The 22,976-nt window shown below is 43.1% G+C and carries 10 protein-coding genes; 2 read left to right on the top strand and 8 right to left on the bottom strand.

Going from position 1 to position 22,976, the window contains the following annotated elements:
- Nucleotides 1–26: 26 nt before the first annotated feature.
- The 7 genes from ACGHVY_RS05480 to ACGHVY_RS05450 all read right to left on the bottom strand — a co-directional run bounded on the left by ACGHVY_RS05480 (nucleotide 27) and on the right by ACGHVY_RS05450 (nucleotide 15,847).
- Nucleotides 27–2,675: a glycosyl hydrolase 2 galactose-binding domain-containing protein gene (locus tag ACGHVY_RS05480; RefSeq protein WP_390597685.1), complete on the bottom strand. Its 2,649-nt coding sequence runs from the start codon at nucleotides 2,673–2,675 to the stop codon at nucleotides 27–29.
- A gap of 60 nt (nucleotides 2,676–2,735) precedes the next feature.
- Nucleotides 2,736–5,891 (bottom strand): cyclically-permuted mutarotase family protein, encoded by a 3,156-nt coding sequence (locus ACGHVY_RS05475; RefSeq protein ID WP_390597683.1) that lies wholly within the window; start codon nucleotides 5,889–5,891, stop codon nucleotides 2,736–2,738.
- A gap of 76 nt (nucleotides 5,892–5,967) precedes the next feature.
- Nucleotides 5,968–6,633 (bottom strand): SGNH/GDSL hydrolase family protein, encoded by a 666-nt coding sequence (locus ACGHVY_RS05470; RefSeq protein ID WP_390597681.1) that lies wholly within the window; start codon nucleotides 6,631–6,633, stop codon nucleotides 5,968–5,970.
- Nucleotides 6,634–6,759: 126 nt separating this feature from the next.
- The gene (locus ACGHVY_RS05465; RefSeq protein ID WP_390597679.1) at nucleotides 6,760–8,778 is read right to left on the bottom strand and encodes a family 20 glycosylhydrolase; all 2,019 of its coding nucleotides are present in this window, start codon (nucleotides 8,776–8,778) and stop codon (nucleotides 6,760–6,762) included.
- Between the two features lie 23 nt (nucleotides 8,779–8,801).
- Complete coding sequence (locus ACGHVY_RS05460) at nucleotides 8,802–10,442, bottom strand: BNR-repeat neuraminidase N-terminal domain-containing protein (RefSeq protein ID WP_390597677.1); 1,641 nt, start codon at nucleotides 10,440–10,442, stop codon at nucleotides 8,802–8,804.
- A gap of 487 nt (nucleotides 10,443–10,929) precedes the next feature.
- Entirely contained in the window at nucleotides 10,930–12,501 is a 1,572-nt protein-coding gene (locus ACGHVY_RS05455; protein ID WP_390597675.1) for a RagB/SusD family nutrient uptake outer membrane protein, read from the bottom strand.
- A 19-nt stretch (nucleotides 12,502–12,520) separates the two neighbouring features.
- Nucleotides 12,521–15,847: a SusC/RagA family TonB-linked outer membrane protein gene (locus ACGHVY_RS05450; protein ID WP_390597673.1), complete on the bottom strand. Its 3,327-nt coding sequence runs from the start codon at nucleotides 15,845–15,847 to the stop codon at nucleotides 12,521–12,523.
- A gap of 426 nt (nucleotides 15,848–16,273) precedes the next feature.
- On the opposite strand from ACGHVY_RS05450, the gene ACGHVY_RS05445 reads away from it, so the two are divergent.
- Nucleotides 16,274–19,549 carry a TonB-dependent receptor gene (locus ACGHVY_RS05445; RefSeq protein ID WP_308745500.1) on the top strand — a complete coding sequence of 1,092 codons (3,276 nt, stop codon included), beginning with the start codon at nucleotides 16,274–16,276 and terminating at the stop codon, nucleotides 19,547–19,549.
- Between the two features lie 22 nt (nucleotides 19,550–19,571).
- A complete protein-coding gene (nanU, locus tag ACGHVY_RS05440) occupies nucleotides 19,572–21,089 on the top strand; it encodes a SusD family outer membrane lipoprotein NanU (protein WP_308745501.1) in 1,518 nt (505 codons plus the stop codon).
- Nucleotides 21,090–21,637: 548 nt separating this feature from the next.
- On the opposite strand, the gene ACGHVY_RS05435 is transcribed toward nanU, so the two are convergent.
- Nucleotides 21,638–22,885, bottom strand: a complete 1,248-nt coding sequence (locus ACGHVY_RS05435) for an alpha/beta hydrolase family protein (RefSeq protein WP_374047397.1) — start codon at nucleotides 22,883–22,885, stop codon at nucleotides 21,638–21,640.
- Nucleotides 22,886–22,976: the final 91 nt, after the last annotated feature.

Genomic DNA, 22,976 nt, shown 5'->3' with positions numbered 1-22,976 from the left:
TTAAGTGTTAAGTTACTAATAGATATTTAATTATAGGTTTCACGAATATGTCTGAGTCTCAAAGGCAACTCCTCTCCTTTCTTGATTCGGGGAGAAGTAATGATAACCGTTTTACGTTCTCCGGGCAAGAGGTCGAAGAAGTTATCACTAAAACGGGCGCCCTGCAAAGGAACTTCAATAAAGACATCTTTTGCCAAGGCTGGAGAAAGAAGCGTCAGTTCGCATTTGCCGTCTGTCTGCTTCATCTTGCAGGTGATGGTCGTTTCGGGCAGGAGTAGGTCTTTGGTCTTCTCGAAGAAGTAGACTGTTTCATCAATGATACGTCCGGACTCGTCTTTCAGGGTCAGTTGCATGAAGCAATGGCGGAACATTTCCGAAAGCCGGGTATCCGTTGAAGATTGAGAGGTTCCCGTAGATTTACGTTCTGCAAATGAGAGCAAATCGTCCTGCTTCGCCCGGTACACGCATTTGGAAGTATTTGCCGGAACCGAAAAAGATTTCAGCAGTACCGGTTTCCCAGCCTTTTTCCCTTCAAAGTCTGTTATTTTCATCTCCAATGTCATCTTCTCCATCGTATCGAGACAGTCGGAAAGAATATAAACGCACAGACTGTCATTCTGCTGAACGGGGTTGATATGGATAGGTGCGAACGCACGCTTCGCCTGATAATGCAGGGCTTTCCAGTTGCCGTAATAGTCGATGCCCGACCAGGAGACAACGGGCCAACTGTCGTTCAACTGCCAGTATAGCGTACCCATGCAGTAAGGACGGTTGCGGCGGTGAGCTTCCAAGCCGTGACGTATACCTTGTCCCTGCAATACAAGTCCGACATAGACGAAATCCTCAAATTTATCGGGTACGATATAATCACGTTCCATATAGGTACGAATCAAGTCATTGCCGATGCTGCTCTTCTGATGAGCATTCATCACTTCCGATTCGATTTGGTAATCTTCGGGGGATGCGAATGTGGCAATGGTTTTCATTTCGGGGAAAGACTGGAAACCGAATTCACTCATGAAACGCGGCAAATCGGTATCCAATGATTCAAAAGGTTTCTTTCCGTACCAGACACCCCAGTTGTGGCTATCCCCTATCCCCCATGACTCGGGACGTCCCCAGTTGGCAAGGTAAGGAGAGCTATGGACGTAAAAGCGGTCAGCGTCAAGTTCTTTCACTTTGGCGGGAAGTAACTCACGGAAAAGTTTGTCATAGCCGGTCATCATCTCCTGATAAATTTCCGGGGTGTATTTCTTCTGATACCCCCAGTATTTCAGGGCTTCAAGTATCTCGTTGTTGCCGCACCACATGGCTAGCGAAGGGTGATTGCGGAGACGGCGGATGTTGTAGCAGGCTTCCGCCTCTACCCGTTTCAGAAAAGTGGGGTCGGACGGATATGGGGTGCAGGCAAACATAAAGTCCTGCCAAACCAAAATTCCGTTCTCATCTGCCAAATCGTAGAAACGGTCGTCCTCGTACGTTCCGCCGCCCCATACGCGGATGACGTTCATGTTCGCTTCCTTGATGTCACGGAACAATGTCTGGTAGCGTTCGGTCGTCACATTCGTCAGAAGGGCGTCCTGCGGTATGTAGTTGGCTCCTTTGGCAAACATCGGGATACCGTTTACTTCAAAATAGAAGGATTCTCCGTCCGCATCTTTCTCGTTCACCAGACGGACGGTGCGGAGTCCTATGCGATGAGATTGTTCGGCCACAACTTTGCCGTCAGAAACCACCTGGGCAGAGAAGTCATACAATGCCGGTTTGCCCCAACCGTTCGGCATCCAACGTACCGGAGAGACGACTTCGGAAGGGATACGGACAAAGTTGATTCCGGGTTGCAGGGTGACGGGTCGGTTGACTACGCTTTCTTCCCCTTTTTCAAAGGAATAGCTGATGCGCACTTCTGCCTGAAGCGGATGAGAAAGTATATTGGTTATTTGCAGTTCATTAGACAGCTTGGCCGATTGTTCCGTCAACGACAGTTGCCTGACATGGTAATCGTTAATGGAAGCGGCGTCATAGAAACGGAGTTTCACCGGACGCCAGATACCGCTGGTCACCATGCGGATTCCCCAATCCCAGCCGTAGCTATAAGGAGCCTTACGGGAGAATACACTTAAATGTTTCTCGTGGTGGTCGTTATCCGCAGGATAATTAAATCCGTTGGATGCATATTGAGGAAGGGTCTGCCGGATAGGCGAATGAAAATATATATGGAGTAAGTTTTCCCCCGGACGAAGTTGCGGCTTTACGGGTAACGAATAGCCGACAAACATATTATCAGCTTTCAACAGCAACGAGCCGTTAAGATAGACATCCGCATAAGTATCCAGACCTTCAAAGATGAGTTGTGCGTCGTCCCTCTTCAGTTGTTCCGCCGTGACGGCAAAAGAGGTACGGTATTCCCAGTCTTCGTTTTCCACCCATTGGATTTTCTGTTCGTTCGTTCCATAAAAAGGAGAAGGAAGGAGTTTGTGGTGAATGAGGTCTTGATGTACTGTGCCGGGCACTTCCGCCGTCCGCCATAGTTCTGTTCCTGCCTGAGCAAATTCCCAGCCGGAATGTAGGATTACAACTTCTGAATTGTCATTGCTCTGTGCATACGCCATGCTGCAACAACATAGTAGTCCGCACGCAATCTGAGCCTTTTTTCCTGTCAAACTAAATATCATAGTGGGGGTATTAGATATTAACGGAGTCAAAGATATTACATTTTTGTCAATTTTCCCCCATTATTCAATCGTTATTTTTATAATTTCGGAAGTACGAATGCCGGGCTTCAACTCTCCATTGATATTATAATATGTTTTGTCCCCTCCTGCCAACGAAGCTCCGGCGCGTGCCACTCTCGGTGTACGGGTGATTTCCTGCCAGATATTCTGATTCATATTGTAGACCAATACACGGTCATTAAATTTATACCATTCTACCGGATGAAGGAGATAATCTTTCTCCGGACGTTGAAGAGCTGCCAGAAAGATGTCTTTATTTACCCCTCCTGTGCAAAGCACCAGACTGTCGTTTAACACAACAGCCGCCGCTCCCCCTAAGGATATAATGTCTCCGTCACTTCCTTCCGGGGTAGCTACCGGAGTCCACTGCCGGGATACGGAAGAATAACAGTAACCATTTGTAGAAAGTGTGGCGGGCCTCCCCTCAGTGGAAGGAGCAAATCCACCCCATAGGTAAAAACGGGCTTCGTCTCCCCTACGCTGTCCGGCACAGACGGCTTGCGTCCGTGCGTCTCCGGGAAATTCCGGTAACTCCTGCCACCCTGCCGGAAGATTAGCCAAATCGAGACAAAGGAATGAGTTTGAAGGTTGGCCGTTTCTATTTCCTCCGGCAACAAATAGCTGTTCTCCAATCAATGTTCCACACATATTATCCAATGTATAAGGTAAAGCCGGTAATGTTTCTATCACGACTTTCCCTTTCTTTTCATTCTTCACATTTCCATTCCGCCCATCCCACCGGATTTTATAAACAGAATTCAGCGCCCCCTGTCCGTTGTTTCCTCCTATGCAGATGATGCCGTCCGGACAAGATACGGAAACCCCGTAAGCGGCAGGAACGGGAAGCTCTCCCACTTTATTCCAAAGAAGCAGAGTGTCGGGATTTATTTCTGCCGCATAGATACCTTGGTAGTATTTCTTTTTTCCTCCTTCACTAGCAGGTGTTCCGGGAAAGTTGCAGCCGCCGGCTATGAATAGTTTTCCATTCAGGATTCCCGAATAACAGGCAGAAACGCCCGATTTGATGCCTTTCTCTGATTTCGGGAATCCTTCCATTTTCTGCAAGCGGATATCAGTAATGAACCGTTCGGGTGCTTCCGCCCGAAAGGTTGATGCCGGCAAGCCTGCTTCATTCACCAGGTTCGCCCGTGTGAAAGGCTGCCAGCCATAGCGGACGTATCGCGGATGTTTTACCTGTTCACTATATACTTTTATCTGACCGTTTATTATCTCGGCAACTGCAGGGTAATAGACGCCGTCCGTTTCGGCTACTTCAAACGTGCGCAAAGCACCGCCATCCGAACTCTTTAAGCCTTTGCCATAGTCGAACGTCACAAATACCGCATCCTCACGGAAATCTGCATGACGGAACAACGGACCGGACGGCAACACGCCCGACATACCATACGTCTTATGCAAAGCCCAGCGCGCCAGTCGTTCGCCAATGGGTTTCTTATTTCTGGGATGTACGTCCAGTGAATCACCATAATCACTCGACACCGCCATTCCCGTATTCGATATTTCGTTCATCATCCTGCGCTGGCTGTCACGGAACCACGGCCATGAAGGACGGGCTATACCGGAGAGCTGGACATAATAGAACGGCAGTTCCTCATTCCCCCAGTTCTTACGCCAACTGCTGATTAAGAGCTTGAAGAGTTTCTCGTGAGCCTCGTAATTATGGGCGTTCGATTCTCCCTGATACCAAATCACACCTTTGACCGGATATTGCGCTAACGGACGAATCCCCGACTCGTACAAATAACAAGGTTCGTAAGGGTGGCGTTGGAATTTCTCTTTCGACTGTTTGATGTTTAATGCAGCACGTCCGCGTACCCAGTCTTGTATAAAGTCATTGTGTGTCCAGTCTTTTAAGATAGCCGGGAAGTGGTATTCCAACGTATTCCGGTCTATCCATGATTCGGTAGGTGAACCGCCGATTGCATTGCATATCAGCCCTACCGGAACTTTCAAGCTATCCCGCAACATCCGACCGAAATAGGATGCTATCGCCGAAAAACGGGCGGCATTGTCGGGAGTACAGGTTTGCCATTCTGTGTCTTTATAATATTGAAGATGATTCAGGGAGTCGAGGACGGAAGCATCCCATTGCACCGCGTCCGTGCGCCAACGGGCTTTCATGTCATACAAGCGCAACTGTTCGTCGGCAGCTTGGGGTATGTCTTTTTTGCCGGTAGTGGCTTGGCTCAACATAAACTCCATGTTCGACTGACCGGAACATAGCCAGACTTCTCCTGCCAGAACATTTGAATATTTCAAGGTTCTTTGGGGGGTGGAGATTGTCAGCGTATAGGGACCACCCGCTTTCAACGGGGATAATTTCACTGACCACTTCCCGTCCGGTGTAGTTTTGGTAATCCACCTCTGATGGTCTATGCGAACTGTGACTTGTTCTCCCGCATTGGCTGTCCCGTGAATCAACAAAGGGGTATCACGTTGGAGAACCATATTATCCGTGTAAAGCGGGGATAATTTCAAGCCGCCATAATCTCCGGTGATAGCCGAATAAACAGTTTTTGCCATTATCGCTGCCCCTTCAACAGTAGGATGAACGGCATCCGGCAACAAGAAAGGATAAGGATAAAGCGGTTCGTGGAAATCTATCAACTGCACACCGGCATAACGAGCTACCGTTTCGATAGCCGTTTGTATCTCGCCGTGCCAGTCACGGGTTCCCGACAGGAAACGGGCATGGCGGTCGGCAATCGGAGTCATTCGGGCTATGATAATCCGTGCATCGGGATTAGTTTTGCGGAATGTGTCAATCAGACTTAAATAGTCTTTCACGAAAAAATCGCGGTAATTGGGCCAGTCACGAGGGTCGGTATCATTGATTCCCAAATGAATGACAACGATGTCTCCTGCAAAATCCAATGCTTTCTTATATTCTTCCTGACAGGTATAGGGGCGGTGTCCCTGATTGAGCAAGGTTGCACCGGGCTTCCCGAAGTTCCCGACTTCATAACGCTCACCCAGCAGTTTCTGCAACTGTACGGGATAAGATTGCGTTGCACGGTCGGATAATCCGGTTCCGTAGGTGATGCTGTTTCCTACGCATGCAACTTTCATCCGTTGTTGGGCAGACAGTGCGCAGCAAACGAACAGACAGACGGATAGTATCAGAATCTTTTTCATTTTTTCCGGTATTTATCTTTCTCCGATATTTAGTTCTTTCAGATATTTAACTATTTCAGATATTTAGCCCTAATATTTACTTCTTTCCAATGTAAGGTTTCACAATCTCCACCCATTTCAGATAACCTTTTCCAAGAAGATGCAAACCGTCATTTGTGTAGGCAGTGTTCATCTTTCCGGTTTGCTCGTCTATAAAGTGAGAGTACAAGTCTATATAAGTCAATCCTTCCTTCTCTGCCAGGCGGACTAATCCTTTATTGATTTCGGGGATAACCTGCCAACGGGAAGTATGCCCCTTGAACATATTGTAATGGTCGGTGACGGGAAGAACACTTTGCAAATATAGCTTTGTTTTCGGTGAATCAGCCTTTATCTTTTGAGCAATCATTCCGATACGGGATACAATCGTATCGGCGGACGTTCCACGGCTCACATCATTGATACCAATCAGCAGAAATATTTTAGCAGGTTTTCCTTTCAAGATAGCGTCCAGACGGTCATATACTCCCATACAAATATCACCGCTGATTCCACGGTTTTTCACATGTTTGTTATGAAACAGCTCCGCCCATTCGGCACCGTTCGTGATACTGTTTCCCAGGAAAATAATGTCGCTGGAAGTAACAGGCAGTTCCTCAAACAACGTAGCACGCTGGTAATAAAACGTAGAATATTTGCGTTCCTGAGCATGGCATGCCAAAGCCAGGGTCAATATGACCACTAAAAACAAGTTCTTCTTCATGGCTATTCTTTTTATTTACTAATTAGTATATCCGTTTTTCATTATAGCATATTTCTTTTTCATTATAGCATATCCGAATTAGCTCATGGCATATTCGTTAATGCCCTTCCCCTTATGATTGGTATGTCACTTTAGTGTTTTGTCCGGTGAATAGACAAGTCCGTCTACAGCCTTCTGTCCGTCGGGAGTGACAAAAACGGTGGTGAACATCCATTTTACTAACCGGACTTCGGGGGTAGTAAACTTCCCTACCGGCAATTTCAGTAATACTTTGTTCCATCCTTTTTGCAGACGAACTTCCAAAGGGGGGCGTGCTACACAGTTTTCGTTGCCCAATGCTATTTCGTTACTTTTAGTCCGGTGGGTGGCTGTCCAGACAGGGGGGATTATTTCCTGTCCATTTATCCAGATACGGCTTTCTTTATAATCCCATTTTCCCGGCAAGGGCGGCAAGTCTGCTTCGGAACGTCCGTAATTCTGAAATTCAGCCCATAGACCGACGGTTTGTTCTTTCGGTGAATAGACATAGGTGTAGGCATAAGCTGTATGGTTCTCTTTCGGTTCTTTGTAGAATCCGGGAATAAGTGTGCCCCACACATGACGGAGATAGATTCCCGCACCAATGGCGGGGCGTACTTTGTATGTCTTTCCTGCGTAGCTGTAACTATCCTGCAAAGTTTCTTCCGGCGGGAAAGCCTTTGCCAAATCCCCTTCATTCGGGAAAGGGTCTGTTATGTTCCATTTCACATTTGTCTGACGGACGTACGCAAATGGATAGCCAGCGAAGGTATGTTCTTTATGCCACAACAGGCGACGTTCAAAATCGACAAAGTTCTTAAATAGTTCCGACTGTTCGTCGGTGGGAAGTATTGTGCCGTTCTTATCGAAGTATTCTGTTCCGCCACCTTTCCAGGCACGTTCTGCCATAGCCAGCATATTGGGATAGAAATTATTTTCAATAATCATCCCCCGTTCGGTACTGACTAACCGGTCATTCCAAACAGCCAGAATCGTGCCGGCGAGGTCGTCGCTTCCTTGTTCCTTATTATAGATACGGCTGTTGTACAATGCGATGATGTCACCGAAGGTATCGAAATGGTTCAGATAATGGAAACGCGAGTCAATGGCAGGAATACCTTCCTGTGCCTTTCCGCGATAACTCCAGAGCTGGGTCATGTCTATTTCTCCTTTTTTATAGTGCCAGCCCGGATTCCATGAGATTACTTTCTTGCCTTTGGAACGTACATAAGACACCATTTCCGGCACAAACCGGGGATTGGTAAACTGGACTTCGTCCGTACCGATATGTAAATAAGGCACATCAAACGTTTCGCAGACTTCATCCAACAGGAGTTTTAATATCTTCATCCCTTCGGGGCTTTGCATATCGTGGCGGAAGGTGCGCATGAATGCGGCACTGTGGCCGGGGATATCTATTTCGGGGATTAACATCATGTGGTGTGCCTTACAGAATGCGACCAGTTCCTTAGCTTCTTCCAGCGTGTAATATTTTCCGGGCATCCGGGTGGTGTTTACACTATCATTCAACATTGGGAATATCTTGCTTTCCAGCCGCCAGGATTGATTCTCGGTAAGATGCCAATGGAAGACGTTGATTTTGAATTTAGCGAGTGCGGTGATTTCACGTTTGAGTTCTTCCAGCGACATGTAGCTCCGTCCTACGTCCTGCATGAATCCACGGATACGGAAGGCAGGCCAGTCAACAATTTCAGCTCCTTGAATCTGTGTTTTTGAGTTTCTTTTCTCTGCCAGTTGCCTTAAAGTCTGCATAGCCCAATAAACGCCGCTTTCGGTCACAGCCTCAACGGTTATCCGTTTCCTGGTTACATTCAGGCGGTAAGCTTCATCCTGGTTTATCGGTATTTCGGGGAGAGAAGGCAGTAGTTTCACATCAATGACGGTAGTTGCCTTTGGCGAGACGGTTCCTCCCATTTCTGCAATAAAAGCCTCCCACTCCTGTTGAAGCACAGGAGTGGAAAGCTGTACATTATTCACTTGAAAGCTGGTATGAGAGGGGGTAAACTTTTGTGGCTGGGGGAGCAGGTGACTACCACCTGCTTTTACCACTGAAACTGTGTATAAGTTAATTGTAAAATATATTAATAGTATTAATTTGTTTTTCATGATTACAGGTCGTGTGTGTATCTCTATTTTATTATATCCCTTAGCCGGACAGCCTGGAAAGTCATGTGAGCTACACTACTTTCATACAGTATGCCAACCGTCTCTTTATCAATCATAGTCAGACAAGAATATCCCCATCCTTCACCCTCATCCAACATCACCTGATGTTCGGGCAGCCAGGTGACACCTCCGTCCAGACTTGCCTTGATGGTGATATGATGGCGACCTTTAACCGTATTCGGGTTGGAGAATAAAAGAATATCCTTGTTTAATGCATTGTCTTTCGCTTTTACACTAATCAAACTTGCCATACAAACCGGTTCCTGCAAAGCTTTGCGGGAAGAGGGGTGTTCTGTCCAAGTCTTGCCGAAATCCTTTGTAGTGGAAACTGCACGGCTACCGCCACGGTTATCTCTCATGTTCAGCATCAACACGCCCGGCTCTACTTCCGCCACTTGGGCTTCTGTTGTATTGGTACGTGCGTAGTTATGGATTTTCCATGTCTCGCCACGGTCTTTGCTATACATGATTCCTGCATTCGGAATACGGGTAGAGTCGATAAACTGAATCGGGAATACCAGTGTGCCGTCCTGCATGGTGATACCGCGTCCAGGTCCTTGCAGAAGGAAATACCATGAAGGGTCTTTCACTTGTTCTGTTATATTGATGGGCTTAGACCACGTTTTACCGTCGTCCGTACTCTTTGACAACACCAACTGGGCTGTATGATTCATATCCATTCCCGGATATGAGCTCCACCAGGCACGCTGATTACCCATTCCGTGTGTCCAGGCTGCCACTACCCATACTGTGTTGGTCTTGGTATCCACCAGAATCGAAGGGTCGCCGACACCGTTCTGTGCAGCAGGCAAATCACCCGTTTCGCCGAAAGCCAAAGGCAAACGCATCTTCTCCCAAGTTTTGCCACCGTCTACACTGCGGCTCAAACCTATATCCACATGCTCCTGCAAATCGACACTGCTATTATAACGTACATCATATACTCCCAGCAATGTGCCATTATTGGTGGTCACCAATCCCGGAATACGGAAAGCTGCCGAACCGTCATCACCGGCATGGCGTACGCCCACTCCTACCCTATGAGCTATATTCTCCGGAGAAACTGTATGCATAAGGGCTTCTTTGTTATCAACTTTAATCGCAGCAATCTTAGCCGAAACCTTATCCAGCAAAGAAGCATCCGGCTTCATCTGCAAACTAATCCAGAAATAGTTTACTCCGGGGAAAAGTTTCTGATTAGCTTTTAATGTAACTTTCTGTTTCGGATTATCCACTTGCGACTTATTAATCGAATAAGAAGGATTCGCAGCCAGTGTCTTTCCCGGCGTATGGCTGGAAATATAAGATACAGGAGCAAAGAAATTCTTACCGTAGTTCTGTCTGGCTTCCGTACCACTATAATATAACTTAACGGACTGTATGTCCGCCAGATTTACATCTTTGCCAAAATTCAAAACTACTTCATCCAGACTACGACTCTCTTTGGCATTCAAACGCAGCATAAACAACACATTATCCTGTCGTTCAATCAAAATAGGAATCTGAGTTTCACGTACAAATACAGTATCCGATGCGATAGCCTGCAAGGTTCCGCAGACACACAAAAAAAGGATGGACGATAATAAAAGCAGGTTTCTTTTCATGGTATTATTAATTGTTTTGGTGCAAAGATATAAATTTATCATATTACCAGCAAATAATTAAATATTTTATTATATACATATCACATAATAAATCATCAAGAAGATAAAGAGAAGTACATTTATCTAGTTTTTACTTTCCGATATTTAAAGTAAATTATCTTCCGGTAAACTCTCCGAATTTTTCTTTTCCTTTGTCATTCTATGCAACGAATAAGAAGTTAGTCCCTAATCTGACAACGTAAGGTAAACAGGTTCTTCATGTACTTTTATTTTCACTACATATTCATATCTCTCTTCGTAATCACCCCCTTTCATCTTTACCACATCCGGTAAAAACAATAAAAAAGAGAGGAGTAATATTATATCGTAAATATTGATTTAAATATTTGAGTCTACCTTAAAAAGTTAGTCCTTTCATAAAATTACTCCTAACTTTTTAAAGTAGACTCAAAGGTTGTTAACTGTAAAAAAACGACAATCTTAATACCTATTCCTGTTCATATCCCGGAGTTTGTTCCAGCAATGGATTGATATTCATTGTACTAATATCCAACGGCCATAAGAGTTTATGTTTTTCACTCACACTAATCAAAGGAGAAGTAGCAGGATAGTTGGCTGATGCGGAAAATGCTAACGAATTGTGAGATACATCCTGCATACGTACAACATCAAACCATCGTTTACCTTCCCATACAAATTCTTTATCACGTTCGTGCAATATAGCCAATTCGTTTTCCTCAAAACTACCATCAGTGTATTCATATCCGGCATAGTCATCACCATAAGCACGTTGACGTACATCATTTATATAAGTGCTACATGATTCACCCAATCCGTTCGCAACTTCAGCCATCATAAGTAAAGCGTCCGCATAACGATATACGATGACATCCGTATCATAAATACGGTTATTATTAGAATTAATCGAACCGATACATTTCTTCAACACACATCCGAAACTTGAAGGGTCTTTATCTTCTTGGGTATAATACTCCAGGAATGTAGCATCACGACGACTATCTTTTTCATCATAAGCCGACCAGAAAGCATGAGTATATTCGTGCCGGAATACACCACCAGTTCCCTTTAAATTTAATGTATCCGTATCTATCCGTTTGCTGTCACGTCCATATACTTGTCCGATAAATACCGCATCCTGATAAAGGAATTGTCCACCCCAGTTAGTTGCTTCGCCATCTGCAAAATGCAAAGTGAAAATAACTTCCTTATTATTACGATTGGAAGTATTAAATACATTCTCAAAGTCAGACAGTAATTCGAATTTACCTATAATCTGATTCAAAGCAGACTGGGCCACTTTCAAATCTGTTGTTCCGGTAGCTGTATGTCCGTCAATAGTCACTTTAGCAGCCCACATATATATTTCAGCTTTCAGCATCAAAGTAGCCGCTTTAGACCATATCGTCTTATCATAATCATTCGCCACTGTCACATCAGCATAATTATCCTCTGACTTCCGGATATCCCCTTTTATAAATTCAAGTGTTGCCTCTGCTGTCGCACGTTCCACATAGAACTTATCAGCCGTGACCTTGCCGTTCAGCAATTCAACTTCAGTTACAACGGGTACCCCACCATACGTTTTATATAGCATAAAATAGTACAACGCCCTTAATCCATAAGCCTGAGCCAGATAATGTTTCCTGTTTGTGTCATCCAAAAAACTACATTCATTCTCTACTTTCTGAATAAAATGGTTGACTTGCATGATTGGAGAATAAAGACCGTACCAGTTACTAATGCCCGGCCTATCCTGGTCAATTACATTTGAACGCAAGTTGGCATAATTCAAACTCGTATTCTCGGATGAAGTTCCCACACGTTGTGTTCCGCCACGGACTTCTCCCAAAACATAGAACATATCATAATAACTCCTCAGTTGAGAATGCATACCTGTCATATATCCATCTACCTGTGCTTCATTATTCCAATAGTTCCCACTTCCGAAATAATCTTCGGGAGCCAGATCCAAAGCATCACACGATGTATAAAGGACAGTAGATATAAATAAAGAAATGATGTATATTATTTTTTTCATAATCTGTCTTTTTTATATGTTAGAAAGAAACGTTGATTCCAAAAATCACAGTACGCGGCAACGGATATCCCCCGTTGTTGTCTGCCTTCTCAGGTGAAAACAGGTGCTTCGCTTCTGTCAGATAGCCTAAGTTTTGTCCCGTCACAGACAATTCCACGTTACTTAGTTTAGCCTTTTGCACCCAAATGGACGGTAAACGGTAGGTAAGCGATAATTCACGAAGTGCCAGATAATTACCATTATATACAAACATGGAAGAACTACGACAATAATTTCTCTTCCCCAGTTGATCCGCCCAAACGTAAGTAGGATATTTTGCGTTCGGATTATCCGGCGTCCAAGTGTCCTTAGTTTCTTGAATAGTATTGTATGTACCTTGTGCACAAGCCATAATCCACATTGATTTCCAGTCTACAGCCTTAAAGCCCAAAGCATAATCAAAACGTGCTGATAATGTCAAGTCTTTCCAGCTCACAGCAGTATTGAAACCTCCTGTCCATTTCGGCACCGTATTACCGACTTTCACCATATCATAATTGTCAATCACTCCATCTCCGTTGACATCTTTCCATTTCACATCACCCGGCTGAATAGGCAATGCATTCTCCTTTTGACTATCCGATAATTTATTATAGCCTTCCGCTCCTCCATACAAAGGTCGGCCGGTCGAACCATTATTACCAGAAGTAATATCAATCAATCCTGCCGGTATCTCATCCTGCGATTTATAGATACCTTCGGCAACAAACATATACAAATCGCCTGGGCGTTGTCCTTCCTGATAACCTCCTACCCACATTTTCTCGTTACCATTACCGGTATATACCTGATATGCATCCTGCCGGTTACGCTCCAAGCTGTTGTCCGGTAAAGCTACTACCTTGTTCTTGTTGAGTGCACCATTCCAGTTCAAATTCCATTTCCAGTCTTTCCGGTCAACAATACGGAAAGCCAGTTCAAACTCGAAGCCTTGATTCTGGAACTTTCCATTATTGGAAACCACAGAACCAACTCCCGATGTGGAAGGTACAGTGATATTGGCATATTTATCACTAGTCAGACGATTATAATAAGTCAAATTGGCATTAATACGATTTTCGAGGAATCCCAAGTCAAGTCCGACCTCAAAAGTTCTGGATTTCTCCCACATCAAGTATGGATTAGGAATGCTCCCCAAAAGGAATCCTGTAACACCATTATATGTGTTACTGCCATATGAGCCTTGTACAGTATAATTGCCTACAAAGTTCTTGTTGACATTACCGTTCAGACCGAAACTTGCACGTAATTTACCAAATGAAAGTATATCGCTTGTGTTTGCCATAAATTTTTCCTTGCTAAAAACCCAACCGGCAGATACACCGGGAAATACCCCCCAACGGTTTTCTTTAGCTAATTTTGAATATCCGTCTTTTCTGAGAACTAATGACAGCAAATATTTTGATTGATAATCGTAGTTCACACGCCCGAAGAAAGACATGATACGCTGGCGGGAATGCCAAGAGTCAATGGAGCGTTTTCCTTCTTCTTTTGTAGTATATTGTAAATCCATAAAGTCGTCTGTCGGAGCGCCCGAACCAGATGCATTGAAACCTTTGTTGTAAGAATCATAATACTCAAAACCGGCCATTGCATCCAAATAATGATCTTTGTTAATCTGATAATTATAATTCAATACAGCGTTATAAGTCTGATCCAACGTGCGGTCATAAGAGGCGGAAGTGCCGCGCGATGTAACCTTGTTACCCGGAGAACTCAAATAGTCTTTATTAAAACTTTCAACTTTCTCTTCCTGATAATACCAAATTGCGCCTAACTTTAGTGACAGCCCTTTCATAAAATCAATAGTAAAGGACTGGTTCATTGTAAATTTGTCTGTGTTTTGGTCACGAACAAATTTATCAAAATTATATTGTTGGTTACCGTCTCCCGAGTTAGGGCCCAGCAACATTTCCCCATCTGCATTATAGCCGCGGAAAGTAGGCGGCAAGGACAAACAACGCGAGAAGTAATTGGCCTCGGCTGTCTGAGTGGCAGGCAGACCATTCCACGTAGCGTCTGCAAAGTTAAAACTGGAACTGGAAGTCAACCATTCTTTCAACTTATAATCAGCATTGAAGGTGAAAGTGATACGCTTGTACCAGTTACCATATGCAGTACCGTCACTCTTATTATAACCTAGTCCGGCATAATAGCTTCCCTTCTCATTACCACCGCTTACACTCAAATTGTAATCTTGTGAAAACGCAGGAGTCTGCACGTTGAAATCCGCAATATTGGTGTTCTTGTAAATAAGTTTATCGCCGTATATAGGGTCAATCATCGTTTGCCAACCCTGATTGAGCAAAAATGCCAGGTTATCAGCATACTTCATTGTACTCCAAATAGCAGAAGTTGTTTTATTTCCATCCAAAGGAGTCACTCCATCACTTGCAAAATAAGCATTACCTGTACCGTAAGGAGTAGCGCTAGTCAATCCACTGAGAGAAGACCATGCTTTGACAGCACTTCCGTCCGGATGTTTCATATCGCCTGTATAAGCGTTCTTATATCCCATGCGCATCCAATAAATATAGTCTCCGGCATCAAGGAACTCATAAGAATTCTTGAAATAGTTCAAGCCGAATTTAGCTTTCAGGTTGACTTCCGCCCTACCGCTCTTTCCGCGTTTGGTGGTAACAAGAATCACACCATCATTAGCACGGGCTCCGTAAATAGCTGTTGCTCCGGCATCTTTCAGGACCTCCATTGATTCGATATCATCAGGATTGATATCACTCAAAGAAGAACGCACCTGCCCGTCAATCAAGATAAGAGGAGAACCCGAACCGTCAAAGTTCGTACCACCACGAAGCACCAAAGTCGGGGTGCTGCCAGGATTACCGGAAGTCTGGCTCACGGACAGACCTGCGACAGCACCGGATAATGCCTGACCGGGATTTGAATATAATCCCTGTTTCAGTGTTTCTTCCTTTACTTTGGAAATTGAGTTAGTGACTTTAGTACGTAACTGTTTGCCACCATAACCTGTTACGACCACTTCTTCCAACATCTCGGAATCTTCTTTCATTTGTATCCGGAAAGAAGTCTTTCCCTTAAGGTCAATCGTTTGCACCTGATACCCGATGTACGAAACTCTAATTTTCCCGTCCGGATTCATGTTTAATACAAATTTACCATCAATGTCGGTAATAGTACCATTTGTCGTACCCACTTCGACAACACTCGCTCCGATGATTGGCTCACCAGTAGCATCGCTCACCACACCAGTAATTGTTTTTGTCTGTGCCACAGCTCCTATGGAGCAGAAAAGACACAACACAAGCAAAAAGATGTCTTTTTTCATTAGTATTACTTTTAGTTAATAAATAAGAAATTTTTAAATGCTTATCCAAGTCCAATTAGAACTTATTTTCCAGTAATACTTGTTTCCTTATGCCAGATTCGCTTTTAGAATTTCAATTAAAACAAAAACCACACTTTTTACTCTCTTCTTTTTCTACTATCTCGAATAGTTCCATTTACCCTCTAATTGTTCATTTCATAATTCGTTTTTTTATATTTAAAAGCATATATAGAAAAATAATTTATTAAATAATTTGTAGTTATTAATAATATACATATATTTGCAGCGGTTTTTAATCATGCATTTTATTATCAAAGGATGAGTCATCTATAAAATTAAAAGAATATTAATAAAGATATTACTAAGTTCTAATTGAACTTAGACATTCTTTATAAATCCACATATATTAATTTAAAAGTAATACTTATGAAAAAAAGCATCCTTTTGTTGTTCTTGTGCTTTTTCAGTTCCATAGGAATGATGGCACAAACAAAGTCAATCACCGGGACGGTAACGGATGGCGCTGGTGAAACAGTCATTGGTGCAAGTGTTGTAGAAGTAGGTACCACAAATGGTACAATTACAGATTTCGATGGGAAATTCACCTTAAAGGTTTCTCAAGGTGCGAAAATTACGGTTACTTATATTGGTTACACTCCACAGACATTTACAGTCGGGGCAGAGAACCACTATAATGTTATCTTAAAAGAAGACACAGAAGTATTGGACGAAGTAGTAGTTGTTGGTTATGGAGTTAAACAAAAACGGTCTACATTGACAACTTCAATCTCCAAACTTGATAACAAAACGCTAGAGAATGCAGCAGTTGCCAATGCAGCAACGGCATTACAAGGCTCAGTCAGTGGACTACGGGTCATTAATACTTCCGGTTCTCCGGGTAGTGCGCCAACCATTGTCTTACGTGGTGGAGCAGGTATTGAATCTTCCAGCAGTCCTTTAGTAGTCGTAGATGGAGTAATCCGCTCGATGGATGACATCAACCCTTCTGATATTGAATCTATCCAAGTACTGAAAGATGCCGCTTCTACCGCTATTTATGGTGCACGCGCCAATAGCGGTGTTATATTGGTGCAGACTAAGAAAGGAAAAGCCGGTTCCGCGCAAATATCCTACAAATTCAAGGGCGGTATGAACTTCGCCCGCAAAGGATACGAATATATGAATGCCGAAGAATACATTAAATATGCTCGTCTAGGCTCTCATTATTCAGGAAGATCTCTTAGCGACATCGACAACACCAGAGGTTATGGTGCCGTGTATGGCCAAAATAATCCAGGAATGTATGATATCAGATATCTGGAAGGAAACGAACAGTTATTGAATGAAGGATGGAAGAAAATGACCGATCCCATTTCAGGCAAAGAAATTGCCTTCCACGACTATGGAACTACTCTCAGAGACGAAGTATACAAAGATCCCGCATTTACCCAAGACCACTTTTTAAGCTTCACCGGTGGAAACGAGAACGGAACATTTGCCGCATCGCTGGGATATTATTCCGAAGACGGCACTGTAAAAGGAACACAATACCGCCGGTTCAGCGGGACACTGAACGGTAACTACAAAGTGCTCCCTATTCTGAATATTCGTGCCGGACTTAATTTCTCAACTTCGGAATCACCGCAACTGTACTATGATGATATGGCCGACTTGTTCGAACGTATGCAGAGTATCGAACCGACTTGGCGCCCCTTCCTGGAAGACGGTTCGCCAAACTACGGATATGGAAAAAGAGATGGTAACCCGATGTATTGGCTGGACAAACTGACGAATCAGAATAACACCAGACGTACTACTATGAATATCGGTGCAGACCTGGAATTAATCAAGAACAAACTGTTCCTGAAAGAAAACAGTTCTATCTACTACGATGATTATACACGTGAATATTTCGACAAGGCTTACCGTGATTTCTGGAACAAGAATACAGAGCGTAAAGCCGGATATGAATATACACGCAAAATACAACAGCAACATAGTGTACAATTAGAATACTCGGACACTTTCAAAGAAAAACATAATTTCTCCGCATTGTTAGGCGGTGAGTATTTTGAATACAAATATACGCAATACAAAGGTACAGGACAAGGAGCTCCTTTCGATGACATACCGACTTTAAATGTTGCATCCAAAGACAATGCATCTGCTTATTCTTATCGTGAAGGATACCGGATTTCATCCTTCTTCGGTCGTGCGACTTACGATTATGAACACCGTTATTTGTTTACCGCAGTCCTTCGCTATGACGGTATCTCCAAATTGTCCGACAACCGTTGGGGATTCTTCCCCGGAGTTTCTGCCGGATGGAACCTGCACGAAGAGGCTTTCTACAAAGACAGCAAACTGGCAGAAATCGTTTCTACCATCAAACCACGTATCTCCTATGGTGTCAATGGTAATGTAAACGGCATCGGCAACTATGACGTATACGGACAATACGAAAAACAAACAGCCTACAATGGTACAACAGGTATATTAAATACGAAAGTTATCAATTCACAACTGAAATGGGAAAAGAGTAAATCTTTTGAGTTAGGTTTAGATTTGGGATTCATGAACAACCGCTACAATCTGGTACTCGACTATTATAACCGTACGACTACCGACCTGCTGACTAACATTGATTTGCCGGGATATACAGGGTTCGATTCTTTCAAAACCAACTACGGTTCATTACGCAACTCCGGATTTGAAGTAGAAGCTAACCTAAATTTAATCACAAACCCGAAAGGCTTCAACTGGGATTTCTCATTCAACGCATCGTATGTGCACAACAAAATCTTAAAACTCCCTTATAACGGAAACGAAAACAACCGTAGAGGTGGTTCACAAATATATTCAGGTCGTAAAACTGCAAGTGGCGAGGACGAACTAATATGGGTAGGCGGATATCAGGAAGGTCAGACAATGGGCGATATCTACGCATACAAACAAGTAAAAGTTCTAAGCAATTGGGATGAGGTAAAACAACTTGCAGGAAATTATATTGACGAGGTAGCAGGTCTGTACGGGCCCAACGTAAGCGATGCCGACAAGAGTAAATACAAATTGACCAAACCTATCGAACCGGGTGACGTATTATGGGGAGACATCAACGGTGATAATCATATCACCCAATATGACCGCGTAAAAGTAGGTAATATCTATCCAAAATGGACAGGCGGATTCTCTACTACACTTTCTTATAAGAATGTCTCATTGTACGGACGTTTTGACTTTGCTGTCGGACATACAATTCTGAACATGGTCAAGATGCGTTCATTAGGACAATCCGTAGGATTCAAGAATATTATCAAGGAAGGTCTGAACTGCTGGACAGAAGATAATCCTAACGCGTCTCTTCCAAAATCATACTATGACGATTCTTCCAACAAGAAGAATTTCTATCGCTCTACTTCAGGCGGTGATATTACATCTGTTAACAACAGAAACTCTATCTTATATGAGAAAGGTGATTATCTGGCACTAAGGGAGTTAACTTTAAGTTGGAAGATTCCGGCAAAATGGATTGCAAAAGCAAGAATGACAAACGCTTCTTTATACATCACAGGACAAAACCTGTTCTACATCACAGGTTATTCGGGCAGTTCACCAGAAGCGCCACTAGTATACCCAGGCGTTGACACAGGACGTTACCCGACTCCGAGAACAGTTTTGGTAGGCGCATCTATCTCATTCTAATATCATCAAAAAGATTCTGATTATGAAAAATAAAATATTATCACTAGCAATTTTAGCATCCTCCCTATTCTCTATGACAGGATGCCTCGATATAGAACCAGTGAGCAGTACCACGGATGAAAATATGTGGCAAAATGAGGGACAGTTCACCTCGTTTGTATACGGAGTGCACTCCCGCCTGCGGGACAACACATTCAACCTATTTATATTAGGAGAATTAAGAGCCGACATCTACAGCATAGAAAACAACGGATGGTCAGGCGAAAGTAACGACGCACAAATATACAGTGCAAACCTACTGACAAAAGAAAGAACCGGACTGAGCAATTTCGCCGGGCTATATTCAAATATCAACCAGATAAATCTGTTTATTGAGAAAGCTAAAAACAGTGATGTTGTCACCCAGAACGATAAAAACTATTATTTGGGACAAATGTATGGTTTAAGAGCCTTCTATTACTTCCACTTGCTCCGCTCTTGGGGAGATGTCGTATGGAACGACCAGCCCAGCATGGGGTTTGAAGTAGGAAAGCTGGAAAAAGCAGCCTCGCCGGCAACTGAAATCATGCAACATATCAAAGATGACATTAATCTCTCGGAACAAAGTTACGGAGAAGACTACAGTTTCCGTGAAGGAAGGGCATTTTGGTCCAAAGCTGCGACTTTGATGCTGAAAGCAGAAGTTTACCTGTGGGCAAGCCAACAAATGAATGGGGGAACAGGAGATGCGACAACCGCCAAAAATGCCCTGACCGAAATTCAGACTAAAATTGATCGTAGCAAACTTGATTTATTGAGTAATTATAGTGAGGTTTTTGATTATGGCCATAAGGGAAACAATGAGATTATCTTCACTATTCATAACAAGCAAAACGAAACAAACTTGTTTGGCGGAAAATGGCGCGACAACATGGTTCCTCAGCAAATCATATTAAATTCTTATTATGATATGGAAACTGGCGCAAATTTCAGATTGAATATGAACGGAACAATCCATTATCCGCTGGATATCAATATCTACAATCAATATGACAATAACGACATTAGGAAAAAAGCAACTTTGAAAGCTGTATATGAAGCCAGCGCCCCACATGATTACAAAGGTTGTTTTGCCTACAAATATCAAGGCACAACCCCCAGTGGCGCTTCCGAAAGGCTTATGGCTGACGATTATCCTATATATAGATACGCGGATTTATTGTTAATGCTGGCTGAAGCAAAATCTCTTTTGTCTGAAGATCCGACTAACGAGATTAACTTAATCCGCGCCCGCGCTTATGGAAATAAATATGACGATGCAACGATAGGATATCCCAACCTTGCAGGAGACAACGACGGTATCAAAGAAGTTCTACTCAGAGAAAGATTCAAAGAGTTCATGTTCGAAGGAAAACGTTGGTATGATTTGCGCCGCTTCGGCAATGACTATGTATACAAATATACTACTGCTGACAAGAATTTACCAGGACGTCTGCTTTGGCCTATCGACAGCAATACAATGACTGACAATCCTGCGTTGAATCAAACAAAAGATTATTAATATCAACTGTAAAACTAAAGTGTGTCAAAAGCCAGTAATAATCTCCATTCCCTTACAGGTTACTGACTCTTGACACATCATTTTAACGAAAGATATTCAGTAAGTTCTAAAATGTAAGGCGACTAATTCATTGAGAGTTAGTTGCCTTTTTTGTATTGCCAATTGTAGTAGAAAGAAGTACTCTATAAACTCATTTGCACACGAATTTGAACTAAATAGTACATAAAATATCCATCATGCTATCACATCCTACATATTTCTCATTATCAATACATTACATATAACAAATGATTTATTTAAAACGTATCTATCATACTTTTGCTACAAAAACAAGACATCTATCATATATAAAACAACCAGATAAAGGTTCCACAAGCATAAGACGGCTTTTTTTATTGCAATAAATCCGTATAAACCCAGCTACCATGGTTTAATGTCCCAACTTGAATGGCTCTAAATTTATATCCTACATATGTGGGGATATATAGCCTGCATACGTGGGATATAAAAAGACTATCACTCCAAATAGACAGTAACAAATATACAATCTATTCTAAAAGCTTCTTTAACCAAGGAAGAACTAATTCCGATTTAAAATAATGATTAGAGCCGTCTACGTTCACCAATCTATAAAACTCATCTCTATCGAGTCCTTCCGGCAATGCGTCAAAGTCCGTCCGATTATGCGGATCGGCATATTTAGGATAATGATGTATCTCGATATTCTCCGGATGTCCGGCAATTTTATATGCAGCACGTACAAGATTCAAGTCACGATCCAGTCCCCCTTCCGTCAATATCATAGGACGGGGAGCCAAAGCAGCAACAATATCGGGAAAGTTGAACTTGTGCCAAAAGTCAGGTATCAGATGGCGGATAGAGTTGGGGAAAGGTCGCGTGCCGTCCTTATCAGGCACGGTCATTACCAATGCACGTTCTTGTGTTTGACACAGAAAATCATTGTAAACAAAAGCATAAATAGACGTATCGAGTGTTCCCAGTACCATTAACGGTTCTGTCCCCAGTGAAAAGCCACTTACGATAATCCGGTCTTTACGGATATAGGGCTGTGTTTTCATCCATTGAAGAACTTGCATATCAAGATAAGAAGTATATCCCAGATAACTCCATCCCAACTCTAACAGAATTCGCGACACCAAATCGTAATTATAATTTCTCCCACGTGCATAACATTCCAAATCCGAGGACTCACCGGCTGCCGGATTATCAACGGCCACTGCCACATAACCAGCTTTCACAAAATTTCGTGCCATTGTTACCTTGGGATTCTGATAATCATCATTCAGCTTCGAGGAGACGCCCGGCTCGCCTGCCAATCCTTCTTTACTACCACCAGAACCGGGAATACATAAAACAGCAGGAACCGACTGCCGTAAAGAATCCGGTATCAGCACTAAAAAAGTAGATACACATTCGGGCAAAGGATAAAATTCCCACTTTTCCAGTTTGTAACCATCACGTTGCTTACTGTATAGCCGTTTAGGTGATGGTATGTCCTTAATTTCGGGAAAGTTCATAATCTCCTGCATTGACTTCCGTACTTTATGTTGCCATTCACAAAATTCTTCCCCAGTCATATTTTGCTGAAATGCACATTCTGGTTTCACATGTGAAAGCATTGCGTGAACAACTCCGTAAGTACTCAGGAATCGTCCATCCTGTCGTTCTGATTGAATGATATTATGTTCCCGTCCTATTACTTCCATAGTTTGGGCGGAAATAATGCTACTGTAAACTGTCAGCATTAATAAACCAACTATTATACTTTTTCTCATTGTAATGTTATATAATGAAAAGGTCACTCCTATCGTCCTATGATGAAAAGAATCCTTGGCATGATTTAGATAAAGCACGCCAAGGATTTAT

The organism is Bacteroides sp. f07 (assembly GCF_042854785.1).
Classification (GTDB): Bacteria; Bacteroidota; Bacteroidia; order Bacteroidales; family Bacteroidaceae; genus Bacteroides.
This window is presented reverse-complemented; position numbering and strand designations above follow the sequence as displayed.